A 17,440-nucleotide genomic window follows, 5' to 3' on the forward strand; every position below is an offset into this window, starting at 1 on the left:
CGAGGAGCTGCAAAGCCAAAGCGGGGGCGCGACGAAGCAATCTCCTTCACTGGATTGATCCACTCCAATATTTGAGATTGCTTCGTCGCATTTCCTGCTGCACAGTATTCCCTATTGCTCCTCGCAATGACGGACTTTTTATATCTTTGCGCGTACATGTACGGTTTCATTAAGAAAATACTTTTCCGCTTCCCCCCCGAAAGCATTCACCACAGCGTGATGCGGGGATTAAAAGTCGTGAACGCCCTTCCTTTCGGCCGCAACGTGCTGGACGCTTTCTGCCAGCCGAAAACCAACGGCCTGGAAAGGAAACTCTGGGGCCTTACTTTCTCCAATCCCGTAGGCCTGGCAGCAGGTTTCGACAAAGACGCGCGCTATATCGACGAGCTGGCCCATCTCGGCTTCGGTTTCGTGGAGATCGGCACCGTTACTCCCCTGCCGCAACCGGGCAACGACCAGCCACGGCTGTTCCGCCTGCCGGAAGACCAGGCTCTCATCAACCGCATGGGTTTCAATAATGAAGGCGTAAGAGCTGCCGCCAAAAGGCTGCAGAAAAGACGGTCGAACATCATCGTAGGCGGCAACATCGGGAAGAATAAACTCACGCCCAACGAAGACGCGGTGAGCGATTACGAAAAATGTTTCCACGCCCTGTTCGACGGGGTGGATTATTTCGTGGTGAACGTCAGTTCGCCCAATACCCCCGGCCTTCGCGCCCTGCAGGAGAAAGAGCCGCTCAAGCAATTGCTCCATCACCTGCAAACCCTCAATTCACAAAAAAGCAAACCCAAGCCCATCCTGCTGAAGATCGCCCCTGACCTTACCAACGAACAGCTGGACGATATCATCGAGATCGTGCAGGACACAGGTCTGGCGGGCATTGTGGCCACCAATACCACTATCAGCCGCGAAGGCCTTTCCACCCCGGCCGCCGAACTGGAAAAGATCGGCATGGGCGGGCTAAGCGGGCTGCCGGTGAAAAGCAGGGCCACCGAGGTGATCCGCTACATTCATAAAGGTTCCGGCGGCAACATACCCATCATCGCCGTAGGCGGCATTTTCACCACTGCCGACGCACAGGAAAAACTGGATGCCGGCGCCTCCCTCGTGCAGGTATACACCGGTTTCATCTACGAAGGCCCCACCATCGTTAAAAAGATCTGCCAGGGATTATCATTACAATCATAGATCATGGAAGAATTACTGACCTTAGATTCTCTTATCAGCCTGCTGACCCTCACCGTTATGGAAGTGGTGCTGGGTATAGACAATGTTATTTTCGTTTCCATCGTAATGAACCGCCTGCCGGAAGCCAAAAGATTACAGGCAAGGCGCATCTGGATGTTCACCGGCATCGCCGTGCGCATCATCCTGCTGCTGTTCATCGGTTATATCGTAAGAGCCGTAGACCCGCTGTTCTTCATCTTCGGCAAAGGCATTTCCCTCCGCGACCTCATCATGCTGGCGGGCGGCCTGTTCCTGCTCATAAAGACCACCCTCGAAATTCACCATAAGCTGGAAGGCGAAGACGACGAAACGCCCAAGGTGGGCGCGAAAGGCGGCGCTACGCTGTTAAATGTGGTAGGGCAGATCATCATCATCGATATGGTATTCTCCTTCGACAGCATCATCACAGCGGTAGGGCTGGCCAAGCACGTAGAGATCATGATCGTGGCGGTTATCATTGCCATGTTCATCATGTTCACCTTCGCGCCGCGCATCAGCAATTTCATTCACAAACATCCCACGCTCAAAATGCTGGCGCTTTCCTTCCTCATCATGGTAGGCGGCATCCTGATCATTGAAGGCTGGAATGCCGAAGCGGCGCACAACCTTCACCTGAAGAACTACGTGTATTTCGCCATGGCGTTCTCTTTCGCTGTAGAGCTGCTGAATATGAGGATGCGGAGAAAATCCGATCCGGTAAAGCTGCATGGGCCGGTGAATCCGAAAGAAAAAGATTTGAAATAACGAAAAAGGGGTTGCGGAATGCAGCCCCTTCTTTTTTTGCACTATACTGACATTATATTACCATCGAAACAAGATACAGGCATCATCGCCGGAAACCCAAGTGGCTGGCGAGGAATACCCGAATAAAAGGTGGACATGACGTGGACTTGGTCCGGACTTGACGTAGGGTAAAATAGCATCAGCCAGAGAAACCACGCTTTTCTACTTCGCCGCATTCACCGCCGCCATCAGCGCGCATCCCACCATCCCCGCCGTTTCCGTACGCAGGCGGGTATTGCCCAGGCTCACGGGTGTGAAACCATATTGCAAAGCCAGGTCCACTTCCTGCGGGACAAAATCCCCTTCCGGGCCGACCAGTAAAATAGTATCTTTCCCGGGCTGCATCGCAGCGAGCAGGTGCGGCTTATCGCCGGGCAGGCAATGGGCAATGAAACGCTGTCCTGTAGTGCTCATCAGCGATTCCAGCGGGGTGGGTTCCGACAGTTCCGGCAGGAACCATTGGCGCGATTGCAGCATCGCAGACACGAGGATGTTTTCCAGCCTTTCCGCCTTCAGCTTTTCCTTTTCCGTACGAAGCGTTACCAGCGGGATAATACCCTGCACGCCGATCTCCACCGCTTTTTCGAGGAACCATTCCATGCGCGCCGCATTTTTTGTAAAGGCAATGGCTATACGGATCCCCGGTTCGGGGTGCGGCATGCTTTCCACGTTCGTGATGGCAGTTACGCATTTTTTGCGGTGATCGTCTGTGATCTCCGCTTCGTAGCGGTGGCCTTTGCCGTCTGCCAGCAACACCTTATCCCCTTTCTGCCGCCGCAGCACCTGGATGCAATATTTACTCGTGGGCTCGTCCATCGTGAACGATGCGGCGCCTGGTATCAGTTCCTTTGCATAAAATACGGGTAACTCCATCCTGTAAAATTATATTTTTCCGGCAGTCCGTTCCAAACCGCGGGTGATGGCCTGGAAGCGGAAGAACAATAAAACGGAAGCGATCAGCAATCCCAGCGAGAGCCCCCACCAGATGCCATACACGCCGAAGCCGAACGTGAAGCCCAGCAGGTAACCCACCGGCAGTCCCAGCACCCAGTATGCCAGCATGGTGATCACCGTGGGCAGCTTCACATCGCCCAGCCCGCGCAGCACGCCAAGGCCTACTACCTGCGTGCCGTCGAACAGCTGGAAGAATGCCGCGATAAGCAGCAAGCCCGACGCGATGTGGATCACCGCCGGATCTTGTATATACATGGCCGGCAGGATGCGGTTGCCCAAAACGAACACCAGCGCGGCCATGCCCATCAGTACCAGCACCATATGATAGCTGGCAATGGCGGAATGCCGCAGGTCTTTGAAATTCTGCGCGCCCAGGTTGTTGCCACTACGGATGCCGGCAGCCGCGGATATGCCGCTGGCCATCATATAGGTCATAGAAGCCAGGCTGATCGCGATCTGGTGGGCCGCCTGCTGTGCGGAACCGATCCATCCCGCCATGATCACAGCGCCGCTGAAAGCACTCACCTCAAAAATATACTGCAATGCCACCGGCATGCCCAGCCCCGCGATCTTCTTCAGCGAAGCGGCGCTGATAGCCCTGAAATGGAACGTGGACAGGTACTCTTTAAAACGCGGGCTTTTGAGCACATACCAGGCCATGGTAATACCCATCAGCAGCCGGTCTGTAAAAGTAGCGATCCCCACGCCCGCAATGCCTATACGCGGCATGCCGAGCAGGCCGTATACCAGCACAATGCCCAGCAGGATATTCAGCAGGTTGCCGATAATGCTGATGTTCATCGCCTGGCGCGTAAAGCCCAGTCCCTCCGCAAATTGTTTGAACGTGAGGAACACCATCAGCGGGATGTAAGACGCGGCAAGGTACCGCAGGAATATCTCCGCCTGCGCGGCTACATCTGCGGGTTGTTTCATCCGCTCCAGGTTGTTGCCCACCAGCAGTATGCCGCCGGTCAGCACCAGGCCCGTGATCATGTTGATGATAAAACTATGCGCCAGCAAATGCCCGCAGTAGCCGCGGTTGTTGCGCCCGTTTTCCTGCGCGATGAGCGGCGTAAGGCCGTATGACATGCCGATGCCGGTGACCATAAAGATGGAGAACAGGCTCACGCCCAGGGAAACCGCCGCCAGCGGCACCTTCCCGGTATGGCCGATGATGATGCTGTCGCTCAGGCCTACGAGGGTGTGGCCCAGTTGCGAGATCACTACCGGGTAGGCGAGGTGGAAATTGTGGGTGTAATGCGTTTTGTATTTGGTGTATATGCGTTTCATGGTGTATGATCCATTAAAAAAGCCGGTTTCTTTTCAGAACGGACCGGCTTTTTAGTATCTGTTAAAGATGTTTCCCGTTTAGAACGGGGCATCCCCGAATGCGTCGTCTTCAAAATCCATGTCGTTCATCTTCGATCCTTTCTGGATGAAGATCTTGGCTTCATCGTAACCGCCGCTGCCGGGGTGGCCTTTCATGCCCGCGAAGGAACCGCCGCCTGCCGGCGCCGGTGGCCCGTCCACGAAACCATCGTCTTCAAAACGCTGGAACTGCAGCACAGCGCGGAGTTTCACGGTATCCAGCTGGCCGTTACGGTGTTTGGCGATACGCACGTGGGTTTCACCTTTATTGGATTCGCCGTGCTCGTTGGTCGTGATGTCGTAGTACTCAGGGCGGTAAATGAACATTACCATGTCCGCATCCTGCTCGATGGCGCCGGATTCGCGAAGGTCGCTCAGCTGGGGCATCTTGTTGCCGTCCTTCCTTTTCTCCACATCACGGCTCAGCTGTGAAAGCGCCAGTACCGGCACATGCAGCTCCTTGGCCAGGCCTTTCAGGTCGCGGGAGATCTTGCTGATCTCCTGCTCGCGGTTGGTATTGCGCCCGTCTGCCGCACCGCTCATCAGCTGGAGGTAGTCGATGATGATGATGCCTACCCCATGGTTGTGCACCAGCCTGCGGCATTTGGCGCGCAGCTCAAAGATGTTGAGGCCGGGTGTATCGTCTATGAATATGGGCGCTTTGGCCAGGCGTTCGATACCGTGGGTCATCAGCTTGCGCATTTCATGCTCTTCAAGCTTACCCCTGGTGATCTTCTCGAGGTGGATCTCGGATTCGGCGGAAAGGATACGCTGAACGATCTGCCCGCTGGACATCTCAAGGCTGAACACAGCCGCGCCTTTCGGGAATTTCGGGTGAAGGGCCGCGTTCCTGGCCAGGTTCAGCGCAAAGGCCGTTTTACCCACCGCAGGGCGGGCCGCCAGGATGATCAGGTCGGAGGGTTGCCAGCCGTAAGTGATCTTGTCCAGCGACGGGAAGCCGGACGGTACGCCGGTGATATCGTCGCCTTTGTTGCGAAGGTCCTCGATACGCTTAATGGTATTCACCAGTACGCGGTCGATGGAATCGTAGTTCTTGCGGAGGTGGTTATTGGTAACTTCAAACAGCTTGGATTCCGCGGCGTCCAGCAGGTCGAACACGTCGGCGGTATCTTCATACGCTTCGCTGATGATCTCCCCGGAAATGCGGATCAGCTCACGCTGGATGAATTTCTGCAATACGATACGGGCGTGCGCTTCGATATTGGCGGAGGAAACCACCATATTGGTGAGGCGGGTAACGGCGAAGGGGCCTCCCACCAGGTCGAGCTCGGCGGAGGCCTTCAGCTCTTCCACCACGGTGAGGATATCCACCGGCATCGATTTTGCGGCCAGGCGCTGCATGGCTGCAAAGATCTTCTGGTGGGCATCTACATAAAAACATTCAGATTTCAGGATCTCGATCACAACATCAAACGCCCCTTTTTCAAGCATAAGGGCACCCAGCACTGCTTCTTCCAATTCTTTCGCCTGAGGGGGGATTTTGCCGTAAACCATTGTAGATATGTCTACACCCGGCTTCCTGCGGGTATTACGGTCTTTCTTCAGATTGAGATCCATTTATATTTTAGGCGTTAATAAGGTTAAAAAAATGGTTACCGGATGGTTTTGGCTCATTTGTTTACAACATTTTGGGCACGTTGAATCTTTCGCTTTCTTTAACAAATTGTAAATTTTTTCAGCCAGGGAAACTAAGGTAAAGGCATTTTTCCGATAAAACCTTCTTCCCCCGGAACTATATTTATTCGTCGGCAATCCACCGCTAAAAGCACAGACTCCACCCGGTTATCCACCGTTTCGCACAGGGTTATCCACCAAAATGGCGGAAAATCCATAGCAAAGGTCCGATTATTCACATTTTTTGTGCAAAAAGATTTTCCACATTTTCTTTGGGAAAATTCCCCGTTTCCGTACAGCAGAAGTTGTTAACTTTACGCGGCACAATCATGGCTGTACGAAGCGTGCAAAAGTGATTGAAATAATTGATTTTCACAAAATTAAATCGATACCACGGTATCGGGCAGGATAATACAAGGAGCATACAATGACTATTTCGTACAACTGGCTGTGTGATTATTTACCGGTGAAACCCACCCCGGAGGAACTTTCTGTGATCTTAACGGCCATCGGCCTTGAAGTGGAAAGCCTCGAGCGGTTCGAAAGCGTGAAAGGCAGCCTGGAAGGACTCGTGATCGGCGAAGTATTGAGCGTGGAACAACACCCCAATGCAGACAAGCTCCGTTTAACCAAAGTGAATATCGGCAATGGCGAACCGCTGTCTATCGTATGCGGCGCCCCCAACGTAGCCGCCGGCCAGAAAGTAGTCGTAGCCCCCATCGGCGTTACTATTTACCCCTCTTCCGGCGAGCCCCTGACCATGAAAAAAGCCAAGATCCGCGGCGAAGAAAGCTTCGGCATGATCTGCGCGGAAGACGAAATAGGCCTTGGCGCCAGCCACGAAGGCATCCTCGTGCTGGACCCGTCCCTCCAACCCGGCACCACCGCCCGCGAGCTGTTCAAGCCCGTGCAGGACTGGGTATACGAGATCGGCCTCACCCCCAACCACATGGACGCTATGAGCCATATGGGCGTAGCCCGCGACGTTTGCGCCTGGCTGAACAATAACGAAAATACCTCCGTATACCAGGTTCGCAAACCAGGCATACACGCCGCCACCAAAGCCGCACAGCCGCTGAATATCGGCGTGGAAGTGAAAAATACCGAAGCCTGCCCGCGTTATTGCGGCCAGAGCATCACCGGCGTGAAAGTAGGCCCATCCCCCGCCTGGATGCAGCACCGCTTGCAGGCCATCGGCGTAAGGCCCATTAACAATATCGTAGACATCACCAACTACGTGCTGCACGAAACCGGCCAGCCCCTGCATGCATTTGATGCGGACCAGGTGAAAGGCAACAAAGTGATCATACAGAACCTGCCCGCCGGCACGCTCTTCCTTTCCCTGGATGGTAAAGAACGCAAGCTGGACGCGGGCGACCTCATGATCTGCGACGGGGAGAACAACCCGATGTGTATCGCAGGCGTCTTCGGCGGCCTCAATTCCGGCGTTAAAGCTGAAACCACCAATATTTTCCTGGAAAGCGCCTACTTCAGCGCCACCGGCATCCGCAAAACTTCCGTGCGCCACGGCCTCCGTACAGACGCTGCCGTACGTTTCGAAAAAGGGCTGGACATTACGCTCGCTCCTTTCGCCCTCGAAAGGGCTGTTGCCCTCATCAACGAACTGGCGCATGGCGCGCCCGCTTCAGAGATCATAGACGCCTATCCGTCGCCCGCGGCGCCCAAACACATAGACATCACTTACGCCTATATCAATAAACTCAGCGGCCATACCTACGCCCCTGAGAAAGTGAAGAACATCCTCTGCAGCCTTGGCTTCACCGTGCATTCCGAAAACGATACGGAACTGCGCGCCACACCGCCGCTGCACAAACCGGATATCAATATCCCGGCGGACATCGTGGAAGAGATCATGCGGATAGACGGGCTGGACAACATTCCCATCCCTGAGTTCGTGCGCATGGTGCCCAGCCGCCAGGCCCAGCCAGACAAAGAGCGCGTGAAGGAAAAAGTGGCGGATTACCTTGCCTCCAACGGCTTTTCCGAGATCTTCACCAACTCTATCACCAACAGCCAGTACTACAAGCACCTGGATGAAGATACCCTGGTGAAAATGCTGAACAGCCTCACTTCCGACCTGGACGTAATGCGCCCTTCCATGCTGGAAACCGGCCTGGAACGCATTGCCTACAATCTGAACCGCCGCAACGAAGACCTGCTGTTCTTCGAATTCGGGAAAACCTACCGGAAAGAAGAAGTAGGGCAATACCCCGAAACGGCTCATCTCAGCCTGTACCTCACTGGCCAGAAGCTGCCGGAGAACTGGATGCATAAGAGCCAGCCGGTGGATTTCTATTACCTGAAAAGCTTCATCGGCAACATCCTGCAGCAGCTGGCCCTGCCTGCCGCGCAGATGACCGCCACTAGTATACACGGCCTTCAGCCCGCATTTGAAATAAGCGTGAACGGCAAAACCGTAGCCGTTGCCGGCGGCGTGGAAGCGAAAAAACTGAAGGAATTCGATATCAAACAAGCCGTTTGGTATGCGGATTTTTATTGGGAAGAGATACTGAAACAGCTGCAGACAAAGGATTCCTTCTACGAAGAGATCCCCCGCTTCCCGGCCGTGCGCAGGGACCTGGCGCTGGTGCTGGACAAAAACGTTACTTTCGCCGCGGTGGAAACAGCGGCCCGTTCCGTGAAAACATCCCTCCTGCAACATATCAACCTGTTCGACGTTTTTGAAAGTGAGAAGCTGGGCGCCGGCAAGAAGTCTTACGCTGTGAGCTTCACCTTCCAGGACAAGCAGAAAACGCTGACAGACCAGGAAACGGATGCACTGATTAACAAGCTCGTAAAAGCCTTCGAATCACAATTGCAGGCGGAGATCCGCAAATAAATGGAGATCGAACAGTATATACAAAGCATCGAGGACAAGCTGCAACAGCTGTTCAGGAAGCTGCAGCAGTCGCAGGCAGACAATGCCCTGCTGCGCGAGCAGGTGCAGCAGCAGCAGGATGAGCTGTTGCAGCACCAGCAAACCATCGAGGCTTTAGATGAGAAGCTGAAACTTGCCAAAATAGCCACTATCACGCAGGGCAACGGGCTTTCCGAAGAGGAAGACGCGTTCCGGAAGGAGGTACGTGGTAAGATCAACGATTATATAAGGGAGATCGACCGCTGTATTGCGTTACTCAATTCCTGATTTTCCGGTTGCCGGCCAATGCCGCCGCCTCTCTGCTGTCGGCAGGATATACCGATTATTATTGTTATTGATGCTCATTTCCTGTAGCCGGAAATGCATTTGTTTTGGTGTTATCTGGCATGGGACATACATGTGTTTAACCTACTCAAATTCCTGCCGGGGGCTGTTTACGGTTCGGGGGATAATCGTCTATGATCCTGATCTCTTTTGCCAGCGGATGCCGCAGGTTGACCAGGTAATTCCACTGGCGGTTCATTTCGGGTGAAGGAAAGGCCAGTACCAGTTTTTCCGCCTGCTGCAACAGCGCCGAGCCAAACTCCCGGGTTTCGAAGCCGAAAGGAAACTGGTCCCAGCCTACTGGCAGCTGCTCTTCCCTGATATACCGGATGCTGTCCGGCACTTCATATTCAACGATCACATACCCGTCAGGCACGGTGAACAGCCCTGTCACCAGGTCGCTTTCCACCAGGCACATCGCAGGGTGATCCTTGGCATGCAGGCAGGGATCCGTCGCGTAATTCCAACGGTCTGCCTTACCGCTTGCGCTCATATCCCGGCAGCGGTCTTTTTTTACCATTCTATACAACTTCATAAGTAAAAATTTCTACGAGTGCATTTCCATGCGCATCAGCTGCTGCTTCACCTCTTCCATACCGGTAATGGTATCGAGCATGGCGAGGGGCACCACCCCGCCAAGGTCGCGGGAGGGCTGGCGCAGCCAGCGGTGGAATAATTCCCTGCTGTTGAACACGTTATAGCCCAGGCTGAACACATCGGCAATCGCAATGATGCGGTCGCTGATGTTCCGGTTCAGGATATCCTTCCCCTTTTTAAGGTGAAGGGAACGGTTAGTTACGACCAGCAGGGCACTCAGTGTATCGTAATCCAACTCGAATATCTCTTTGAGGCGGGTCAGCTGCTCCTTGGTCACACCGGATTTCACAACTTCGATCTTCTTTGTAAATAATACCTTTTGCATTTTTACGATCGATTCGTAAGATACCAGCATGTCGTGCCCGTCTGTTACCGGCTTGCGGGCGGCGGCGGCTTTTTTGCCGGCGCCCGATTTAGCCTTGTCTGGCTTTGAGTTCATAGCGAAGATAAGTTTTTAATTGACATTTGTATACCCGCCTCCGTGAATTTTTTCGGATTGATTGTATTACTCTCAAAATGAGATCAGGAAATTCACGAATTCGTATATTTTTATCAATTATAAAGATAATATTCACACTATTGTGAAAAAACCCAGCAATTATTTTTCCACTTCCCGAAGCCCGCGCTTTTGTTACATTTGCAGCGTACACCAACCCAACATATAATGGAACCTCTAATACCCGTCAATATTGTTGTTGCAGACCGCACCTACAGGATAAAGATCCGCACGGAAGAAGAAGAAGATGTGCGGAGAGTCATGAAAGAAGTGAATGAAAAGATCATCGAGTTCAAAGCCGCCTATGCCGGGAAAGATATCCAGGATTATATCGCCATGGCCCTGATCATGTATGCCACCCACCCAGCCACCAGCGGCGGAAAAGCCCAGGCCGGGGTAGCCCCTTTCCTCCGGGAAAAGCTGCAACACCTTGACAATCTGCTGGATGAGCAGCTTAAATAGCCCGGCACTGCAACGTTTAGCATCCATAAATTATTCATTATCACAAGCTCCCCTGTGCTTTGCTGCTATTTTTTTGTTATTTTCGCGGGTCGGCTTTAGCCCTTTCGCTGGAAACGGGCCAGGGACGTAATTATAAATACTATTTAAATATTGAGATATGACTGAAATAACGATTATAGTCGCCGCGGCGGTCGCCCTGGCGGTAGGTATAATACTCGGAAAACTGATATTCGCTAAAAACACCAAAATAAAGATCCAGGAAGCAGAAGAACAGGCCAAAAGAATCATCGCTGAAGGCCAGCTGAGCGCAGAGAACTTAAAGAAGGACAGGCTGCTGGAAGCCAAGGAGAAATACCTCCAGATGAAGTCTGAACATGAGAAAGAGGTGTTGCAGCGCAACCAGAAGATCTCCGAGTCTGAAAACCGCATCAAACAGAAAGAACAATCCCTGAACCAGAAAAACGAGAACATACAAAAGCAGGTTGCCGAAAATGAAGCCATCAAGGAAAACCTCGCCCGCCAGATAGAACTCGTGAACATCAAACGTTCAGAACTGGAAAAACACCAGGAAGAGCACATCCGCCGCCTGGAAAAAGTGGCTGCCCTCACTGCTGAAGAAGCGCGCCACCAGTTGATCGAAAGCCTCAAGGAAGAAGCCCGCACCCAGGCCCTCAGCCACATCCAGGAGATCATCGAAGAAGCCAAGACCAAGGCCAACAAAGAAGCCAAAAAGATCATCATACAATCCATCCAGCGCACTGCCGCCGAGCAGACCATCGAGAACGCCATCACCGTGTTCAACCTGGAAAGCGATGAGATCAAAGGCCAGATCATCGGCCGCGAAGGCCGCAACATCCGCGCCATCGAAGCGGCTACCGGCGTAGACCTGATCGTGGACGATACCCCGGAAGCCATCGTGCTTTCCTCCTTCGACCCGTTGCGCCGCGAAATTGCGCGCCTCAGCCTCCAGCGCCTCGTGCAGGACGGCCGTATTCACCCCGCCCGCATCGAGGAAGTGGTGGAAAAGACCAAACGCCAGCTGGAAGAACAGGTTATGGAGATCGGCGAACGTACGGTGATAGAACTGGGCATCCACGGCCTGCACAAAGAGCTGGTGCGCATGGTCGGTAAAATGCGCTTCCGCTCCTCTTACGGCCAGAACCTGCTGATGCACTCCAAAGAGACCGCTAACCTCTGCGCCGTGATGGCCGCCGAGCTGGGACTCAACCCGAAGCTCGCCAAACGCGCCGGCCTGCTGCACGACATTGGTAAAGTGCCCGACGAAGAATCTGAACTGAGCCACGCCCTCCTTGGCGCCAAACTGGCTGAAAAATACGGCGAACATCCTGCCATCGTGAACGCCATCGGCGCGCACCACGATGAAATGGAAATGGCCTACGTGATCTCCCCCATCGTGCAGGCCTGCGACGCCATCAGCGGCGCCCGCCCCGGCGCACGCCGTGAGATCATGCAGAGCTACCTGCAAAGGATCAAAGACCTGGAAAACCTTGCCATGGGTTACGACGGCGTGGAAAAAGCATACGCCATCCAGGCCGGCCGCGAGCTGCGCGTGATCGTTGAAAGCGAAAAAGTGACAGATAACGATGCAGACCGCCTCAGCTTCGAGATCGCGAATAAAATACAGAACGATATGCAATACCCCGGCCAGATCAAAGTAACGGTGATCCGTGAACGCAGGGCGGTGAACGTTGCAAGATAATATCCTTTCACACGCAGGAACGCCGTCCCGGTTTAGCCAGGACGGCGTTCTTTTTTATGCCCGTTTTTCCCTATCTTACCCGTCCACAAAACTATGATAAGATGAAAAAAAGATGGCTGACGCTGGCCGTGTTCGGGCTACTCTCCGTAAGCACCGCCTTCGCGCAAAAGCAGCAGAAATTATTCAACGGCAAAAACCTCGACGGCTGGAAGATCCATGGCACGGAGAAATGGTATGTAGAAAAGGGTGAACTGGTATGCGAAAGCGGTCCTGATAAAGAATACGGCTATCTCGCCACCGACAAGACATTCAAGGATTTTGAGCTCACCGTCGATTTTAAGCAGGAAGCCAACGGCAACAGCGGCGTCTTTTTCCACTCTTCCCTGGAAGGCACCAAGATATCCGGCTGGCAGGCGGAAGTTGCGCCCCCGGGCAGCAACACCGGCGGCATCTATGAATCATACGGCCGTGGCTGGCTTATTAAACCCACTGCGGATAAGGACAAGAACCTGAAGATGGGCGAATGGAACACGATGAAAATAGTAGTGAAAGGCAATAACGTGACCACCTACCTGAACGGCGTGGAAATGATCACACTCGACGATGAGAAGATCGGCGCAAAAGAAGGCCAGATCGCCCTGCAGATACACTCCGGCGGCGGCATCAAAGTGCACTGGAAGAATATAAAGATCAAAGAGATCAAATGACCGTGAAAAGGAAAGAGTCTTCTCTTTCCTTTTTTTATTTCGTTTATTTTGCAACATGACTTTACAGCAACAGCTTTCAGAAACCACCGCATACCTTCGCCAGCAGGGCTTTGGCGACGCCGTTGCCGGCATTGTGCTGGGCACCGGGCTGGGTGAGCTTATTCACCACATCAATGTTCAAAAGAGCATTCCTTACGGCACAATCCCGCACTTCCCCGAGTCTACCGTGGAAACGCACAAAGGGCACCTCATCTACGGCTTCATCGGCAAAACGCCCGTGATCGCCATGCAGGGCCGTTTTCATTATTACGAAGGATACACCATGCAGCAGATCACCTTTCCCATTCGCATCATGAAAGCCATGGGCGTGCAGCAGTTGCTGCTCAGCAATGCTGCGGGCGGCATGAATGCGGCGTATAAAAAAGGAGACCTGGTGCTGCTGAACGATCATATCAACCTTCAACCGGAAAACCCGCTGCGCGGCCCGCACGACGCCGCTTTCGGCCCGAGGTTCCCCGACATGAGCAGGCCTTACAACCCCTCGCTGGGAGACAAGCTGAAAGCCGCCGCTATACAGCACAACAAGCCACTGCACGAAGGCGTGTACGCCGCCGTGATGGGCCCGAACCTGGAAACCCGCGCGGAATACCGCTTCCTTCGCATGATCGGCGCAGACCTTGTAGGCATGAGCACCGTGCCCGAAGTGATCGTGGCCAACCAGGCAGGCCTGCCCTGCGCCGCGGTATCGGTGGTAACGGACGAATGCGACCCGGATCACCTGGAACCCGTATCCCTCGCGGAGATCATTGCAGTGGCCGGCAAGGCAGACAAAGTGCTGAGCAATATTTTCGCCACCGTGATCGAAAGCATGAGCTGATCATTCCCCCAGCCACTTCCTGAATTCCGGCGCGCGAAGACGGCTTACAATGATGTCTTCTTCCAGCGCGGGCTTCAGCTGCACTTTCAGTTTCCCGTTGAACCAGGCCTGTACTTTCACGATACTGCGGTAATGCGCGATGCATTGGCGGTTGAGGCGGAAGAAGTCTGCCCCGCCCAGTTCAGACGAAATTTCATCCAGGCTTTTTTCCAGGAGGTGATCGGTATTGCCATGCGTGCGGATGCACGACATACGGTCGCGCACATAGAAATACGCGATGTCGCTCACAGGCAGGGAAATGAGGCGGGTGCCGCTTTTGACGAGGTAGCGCTGAGGGAGCGCAGGCATGCTGAAGCTGCTCAGCAGGCTGCCGACCTGGGCAGACATCCGGAGGATCTCCACTTCATAGTCAAAGGTCTCGATAATATCTTTCAGCTGTAAAGCAGCAGCGGCTTCCGTTTCGTTGATGAGTATTTTCATATCCGGGGTATCTGGCCTCAAATGTAAAATACCCGGCCTGGAAGGTATATTCAAATCGATGAAGCACCTGGAGCGGCGATGAAATGCCGTTCCAGGGGGATGAAATGAAAGCCGGCCATGATTGGTCCCATATTACAGGGTATTCGTCACATTAGCCGCTATCCGCCGCCGGATTATCCGCAATTTGGCAGTAGAATAAAAATCCCGGCTATGCTCAGACAAGCTCTATTTGGCGTTCTTATGGCCCTTTACGGCGTTCCTGCCTTCTGCCAGTCCGGTGCGGACGGTGATATTGCGTATTCACGGTCCTCACTGGCAACCATAACGGATAGTGACACACAACTGCCGGACAGAGCGGACGCCCTCCTCAGCGCATATTTCAAAAGCAAGCGGTACAGCACCGCCGCAGACAGCCTGACAAAGGCCGAGGCCCTCATTCAGGCAAAAGCGGATACCCTGCTCAGCGCGTATTTCAAACGCAACCAATTCAGCGGTACTGCGCTGGTAGCGCTACACGGCAAGGTCATCCTGCAAAAGGGATACGGATGGCGGAATATTGAAAAAAAAATTCCCCATGACGAAAACAGTATCTACCACGCCGCTTCCATCACCAAAACCTTTACCGCCACATTGGTGATGAAACTCGCAGAGATGCAAAAACTTTCCCTGCAGGACAAGCTCAGCCGGTATTACCCTGGTTACCCCAAAGGCGACAGCATTACGGTCGCGCATTTGCTTTCGCATACTTCCGGCATTTTCAACTACACGAACAACGGCGAATTCATGCAAACCAGGTCTACCCAACCGGCCACAGAAGCGGAGATACTGGCCCTCTTCCGGGACATACCGCTGGATTTTCCGCCGGGCACGGGCTGGAATTACAGCAACTCCGGTTACATGCTGCTGGGTTACATTATCCAGAAAGTGACGGGACTGAGCTACGAAGCAGCCATCAGGAAATACATTTTTAACCCGCTGCAAATGCAGCACAGCGGGTTCGACTTCGCGCACCTGCAGGATGCCGGCAAAGCCAGCGGCTACCATGAAGACTCAACCGGCGCGTATACGCAACCTGTATCCAGCACAGATTCCACAGTTTCCTTTGCCGCCGGTTCTATTTATACCACTGCGGGCGACCTGTTCAAATGGCACCAGGGATTGATGCGCTACGCCATCGTGAGCCCGGCAGGCTGGCAGGAAATAAGCACTTCCAGGCGGAACAGCTATGGTTACGGCTGGGACATCGACAGCATCTGCGGGAAATACACCGTGGGCCACAGTGGCGGCATGCAGGGGTTCAGGACCAACTTCATCCGGATACCGGCAGATGATATCTGCATCGTTCTGCTGAGCAATACTGAAACCCAGGCGCTGCATACCCTGACGGAAAAGCTGATCGCTGTTCTATACGACATGCCTTACCAGTTGCCGGCCACCAGAACGGTCATTAAGCTGGATACGGCTGCGCTGAAGAAATACACCGGCACTTACCTGCTGGCAGAAAAGGACCTCAGGATCCACATCGTTCTCGAAGACGGGAACCTGGTAGCTTACCCTGAAAGAGGCCCCCGTTCTGTACTTTGCGCAACAAGCCCTTCATGCTTCTTTTTGAGGGAAGACATGGATTTTGAAACATGTTTCCTAACAGATGCAACGGGAAGAGGGGTTAAGCTTACGATCGATCAGCATGGGCGCAGAGGAACGGCCAACCGGGTGGAAGAATGAAAAGCAGGCTATATTCCATGTTTCTTTTTAACGAATGCAAACCATTGCCTGGTGAATTCATCATCCGTCAGCTTCAGGGTATCTTTGAGGTTTCCATTATTCCGGATAAGGGATCTCAAAGCAATGGTTCCATGGGTTTCAGCTATAAACTGCGCGATAAAATAGCCCACTTCATAAATTCTCGGGCTGGAAAATTCGTTTAGCTCTTTAAGAGAAGGCGGGGCCTGATCTACCAAATAAGGAAGCATGCGCGGGTCCCAGGGAAAGTTGGCCTCATAAATAGCAACAGCTTCCCAAAGCCATCGCGGGTTATTACCGATGGTGCTGTTGATATTCAGTGAAACACAATGCACAAACTCATGTTTCGTGTTCCTGATCATCGTATGATAGTCCTGCCTGGGATCGTTGGGCGAGATCATGTGTATTTCCGACGCATTGATGGCCTGCCCAACCGCCCATTCGGGAAAATCCGGGAACACCTTGGTTAGTGCGGCAATGTTTTCATAGAAATAAACGTCTACAACAGGAACGTTACCCGGTTGAAGATCTGCCGTTATTTTTGGATAACCGGCTTCAAGGCTGTCTGCAATTTCTTTGATATTCCGGTCATCGAGGGGCGTATAATGGATTTTGAAATGTGCTGTTGGATAAACCCTGTCTGCCTTACCCATACTTACACAACCAATGACAGCAACGAGCATACCGGTAAAAAAGACAATCCTGGCCATTTATGCAAATTTGATCTTAGATAATTGACCGGAACCGGTTATTCATCTTCGTCTTCCTCATCATTCAGCCGGTCGTCCGCATCTTCAATCTCTTCTTCGAGATCATCTTCTTTCTCGATGTCGTCATCGTCGTATTCGTCTTCTTCATATTCTTCCAATTCATCGTCCTCGTCGTCTTCATCCTCTTCTTCATCTTCGTCTTCACCCTGGGCGGCTGAAGCCAGTACTTTCAACATGGTTTGGTAATCTGTTTCCTGCAGGCCTTGCAGGGTTTCCCATTCTATCCCGGCGGTGCCGTCGCTTTTTTTCGTGATCATTTTTGAAAAGTTTTAGGATATGGAATTTACGGAAAATTGATATTGAAAGATGAATATGAATTATTGTAATTGATGAAGAAATAATGGGAAATATGGCAAGAAAAAAGCCGGGCGTTGTTTCCCGGCTTTTTTAAGATTATG

The 17,440-nt window shown here is 53.0% G+C and carries 17 protein-coding genes; 9 read left to right on the plus strand and 8 right to left on the minus strand.

From position 1 onward, the window contains the following. Positions 1-156 precede the first annotated feature (156 nt). Both R3I13_RS02255 and R3I13_RS02260 read left to right on the plus strand, forming a co-directional pair. Entirely contained in the window at positions 157-1,188 is a 1,032-nt protein-coding gene (locus R3I13_RS02255; RefSeq protein WP_346316290.1) for a quinone-dependent dihydroorotate dehydrogenase, read from the plus strand. A 3-nt stretch (positions 1,189-1,191) separates the two neighbouring features. After that, complete coding sequence (locus R3I13_RS02260) at positions 1,192-1,971, plus strand: TerC family protein (RefSeq protein ID WP_346316291.1); 780 nt, start codon at positions 1,192-1,194, stop codon at positions 1,969-1,971. 201 nt (positions 1,972-2,172) lie between these two features. Here R3I13_RS02260 and R3I13_RS02265 read toward each other — a convergent pair whose 3' ends face one another. The 3 genes from R3I13_RS02265 to dnaB all read right to left on the minus strand — a co-directional run bounded on the left by R3I13_RS02265 (position 2,173) and on the right by dnaB (position 5,910). Then, positions 2,173-2,883 (minus strand): RsmE family RNA methyltransferase, encoded by a 711-nt coding sequence (locus tag R3I13_RS02265; protein ID WP_346316292.1) that lies wholly within the window; start codon positions 2,881-2,883, stop codon positions 2,173-2,175. A 9-nt stretch (positions 2,884-2,892) separates the two neighbouring features. After that, on the minus strand, positions 2,893-4,254 hold the full coding sequence (locus R3I13_RS02270; protein WP_346316293.1) for an MATE family efflux transporter: 1,362 nt from the start codon (positions 4,252-4,254) through the stop codon (positions 2,893-2,895). Positions 4,255-4,332: 78 nt separating this feature from the next. Further along, entirely contained in the window at positions 4,333-5,910 is a 1,578-nt protein-coding gene (gene dnaB / locus R3I13_RS02275) for a replicative DNA helicase (protein WP_346316294.1), read from the minus strand. A gap of 484 nt (positions 5,911-6,394) precedes the next feature. Between dnaB and pheT the strand changes: the two genes are divergently transcribed. Together pheT and R3I13_RS02285 are read left to right on the plus strand one after the other, a co-directional pair. Next, complete coding sequence (gene pheT / locus R3I13_RS02280; protein ID WP_346316295.1) at positions 6,395-8,827, plus strand: phenylalanine--tRNA ligase subunit beta; 2,433 nt, start codon at positions 6,395-6,397, stop codon at positions 8,825-8,827. Further along, entirely contained in the window at positions 8,828-9,133 is a 306-nt protein-coding gene (locus R3I13_RS02285) for a hypothetical protein (RefSeq protein WP_346316296.1), read from the plus strand. Between the two features lie 145 nt (positions 9,134-9,278). Here the strand turns inward: R3I13_RS02285 and R3I13_RS02290 are convergent, their stop codons facing one another. Both R3I13_RS02290 and R3I13_RS02295 read right to left on the minus strand, forming a co-directional pair. Continuing rightward, positions 9,279-9,725, minus strand: a complete 447-nt coding sequence (locus tag R3I13_RS02290; RefSeq protein ID WP_346316297.1) for an RES family NAD+ phosphorylase — start codon at positions 9,723-9,725, stop codon at positions 9,279-9,281. A gap of 12 nt (positions 9,726-9,737) precedes the next feature. Then, positions 9,738-10,226 carry an antitoxin Xre/MbcA/ParS toxin-binding domain-containing protein gene (locus R3I13_RS02295; protein WP_346316298.1) on the minus strand — a complete coding sequence of 163 codons (489 nt, stop codon included), beginning with the start codon at positions 10,224-10,226 and terminating at the stop codon, positions 9,738-9,740. Positions 10,227-10,451: 225 nt separating this feature from the next. On the opposite strand from R3I13_RS02295, the gene R3I13_RS02300 reads away from it, so the two are divergent. From R3I13_RS02300 to R3I13_RS02315, 4 genes are all read left to right on the plus strand, one after another. Beyond that, positions 10,452-10,745, plus strand: coding sequence for a cell division protein ZapA (locus R3I13_RS02300; RefSeq protein WP_120518383.1), 294 nt, complete (start codon positions 10,452-10,454; stop codon positions 10,743-10,745). Between the two features lie 157 nt (positions 10,746-10,902). Then, entirely contained in the window at positions 10,903-12,465 is a 1,563-nt protein-coding gene (rny, locus tag R3I13_RS02305) for a ribonuclease Y (protein WP_346316299.1), read from the plus strand. A 101-nt stretch (positions 12,466-12,566) separates the two neighbouring features. Next, on the plus strand, positions 12,567-13,172 hold the full coding sequence (locus R3I13_RS02310) for a DUF1080 domain-containing protein (RefSeq protein WP_346316300.1): 606 nt from the start codon (positions 12,567-12,569) through the stop codon (positions 13,170-13,172). Positions 13,173-13,227: 55 nt separating this feature from the next. Beyond that, positions 13,228-14,049: a purine-nucleoside phosphorylase gene (locus R3I13_RS02315; RefSeq protein ID WP_346316301.1), complete on the plus strand. Its 822-nt coding sequence runs from the start codon at positions 13,228-13,230 to the stop codon at positions 14,047-14,049. On the opposite strand, the gene R3I13_RS02320 is transcribed toward R3I13_RS02315, so the two are convergent. Further along, a complete protein-coding gene (locus R3I13_RS02320) occupies positions 14,050-14,529 on the minus strand; it encodes a LytTR family DNA-binding domain-containing protein (RefSeq protein ID WP_346316302.1) in 480 nt (159 codons plus the stop codon). A 210-nt stretch (positions 14,530-14,739) separates the two neighbouring features. Here R3I13_RS02320 and R3I13_RS02325 point away from each other — a divergent pair, with 210 nt between their 5' ends. Continuing rightward, positions 14,740-16,254, plus strand: a complete 1,515-nt coding sequence (locus tag R3I13_RS02325) for a serine hydrolase (RefSeq protein ID WP_346316303.1) — start codon at positions 14,740-14,742, stop codon at positions 16,252-16,254. Positions 16,255-16,262: 8 nt separating this feature from the next. Here R3I13_RS02325 and R3I13_RS02330 read toward each other — a convergent pair whose 3' ends face one another. Both R3I13_RS02330 and R3I13_RS02335 read right to left on the minus strand, forming a co-directional pair. Continuing rightward, complete coding sequence (locus R3I13_RS02330; RefSeq protein WP_346316304.1) at positions 16,263-16,982, minus strand: hypothetical protein; 720 nt, start codon at positions 16,980-16,982, stop codon at positions 16,263-16,265. Between the two features lie 38 nt (positions 16,983-17,020). Beyond that, entirely contained in the window at positions 17,021-17,299 is a 279-nt protein-coding gene (locus R3I13_RS02335) for a hypothetical protein (protein ID WP_346316305.1), read from the minus strand. Positions 17,300-17,440: the final 141 nt, after the last annotated feature.

Source organism: Chitinophaga sp. YIM B06452 (assembly GCF_039655965.1).
Lineage (GTDB): Bacteria > Bacteroidota > Bacteroidia > Chitinophagales > Chitinophagaceae > Chitinophaga.

What these genes read in the sequence shown, in the direction of transcription:
- R3I13_RS02320 (WP_346316302.1), bottom strand. Translation starts at nt 14,529, where the DNA reads ATGAAAATACTCATCAACGAAACGGAAGCCGCTGCTGCTTTACAGCTG.
- pheT (WP_346316295.1), top strand. Translation starts at nt 6,395, where the DNA reads ATGACTATTTCGTACAACTGGCTGTGTGATTATTTACCGGTGAAACCC.
- R3I13_RS02300 (WP_120518383.1), top strand. Translation starts at nt 10,452, where the DNA reads ATGGAACCTCTAATACCCGTCAATATTGTTGTTGCAGACCGCACCTAC.
- R3I13_RS02285 (WP_346316296.1), top strand. Translation starts at nt 8,828, where the DNA reads ATGGAGATCGAACAGTATATACAAAGCATCGAGGACAAGCTGCAACAG.
- rny (WP_346316299.1), top strand. Translation starts at nt 10,903, where the DNA reads ATGACTGAAATAACGATTATAGTCGCCGCGGCGGTCGCCCTGGCGGTA.
- R3I13_RS02330 (WP_346316304.1), bottom strand. Translation starts at nt 16,982, where the DNA reads ATGGCCAGGATTGTCTTTTTTACCGGTATGCTCGTTGCTGTCATTGGT.
- R3I13_RS02315 (WP_346316301.1), top strand. Translation starts at nt 13,228, where the DNA reads ATGACTTTACAGCAACAGCTTTCAGAAACCACCGCATACCTTCGCCAG.
- R3I13_RS02265 (WP_346316292.1), bottom strand. Translation starts at nt 2,883, where the DNA reads ATGGAGTTACCCGTATTTTATGCAAAGGAACTGATACCAGGCGCCGCA.
- R3I13_RS02290 (WP_346316297.1), bottom strand. Translation starts at nt 9,725, where the DNA reads ATGAAGTTGTATAGAATGGTAAAAAAAGACCGCTGCCGGGATATGAGC.
- R3I13_RS02270 (WP_346316293.1), bottom strand. Translation starts at nt 4,254, where the DNA reads ATGAAACGCATATACACCAAATACAAAACGCATTACACCCACAATTTC.
- dnaB (WP_346316294.1), bottom strand. Translation starts at nt 5,910, where the DNA reads ATGGATCTCAATCTGAAGAAAGACCGTAATACCCGCAGGAAGCCGGGT.
- R3I13_RS02260 (WP_346316291.1), top strand. Translation starts at nt 1,192, where the DNA reads ATGGAAGAATTACTGACCTTAGATTCTCTTATCAGCCTGCTGACCCTC.
- R3I13_RS02325 (WP_346316303.1), top strand. Translation starts at nt 14,740, where the DNA reads ATGCTCAGACAAGCTCTATTTGGCGTTCTTATGGCCCTTTACGGCGTT.
- R3I13_RS02255 (WP_346316290.1), top strand. Translation starts at nt 157, where the DNA reads ATGTACGGTTTCATTAAGAAAATACTTTTCCGCTTCCCCCCCGAAAGC.
- R3I13_RS02335 (WP_346316305.1), bottom strand. Translation starts at nt 17,299, where the DNA reads ATGATCACGAAAAAAAGCGACGGCACCGCCGGGATAGAATGGGAAACC.
- R3I13_RS02310 (WP_346316300.1), top strand. Translation starts at nt 12,567, where the DNA reads ATGAAAAAAAGATGGCTGACGCTGGCCGTGTTCGGGCTACTCTCCGTA.
- R3I13_RS02295 (WP_346316298.1), bottom strand. Translation starts at nt 10,226, where the DNA reads ATGAACTCAAAGCCAGACAAGGCTAAATCGGGCGCCGGCAAAAAAGCC.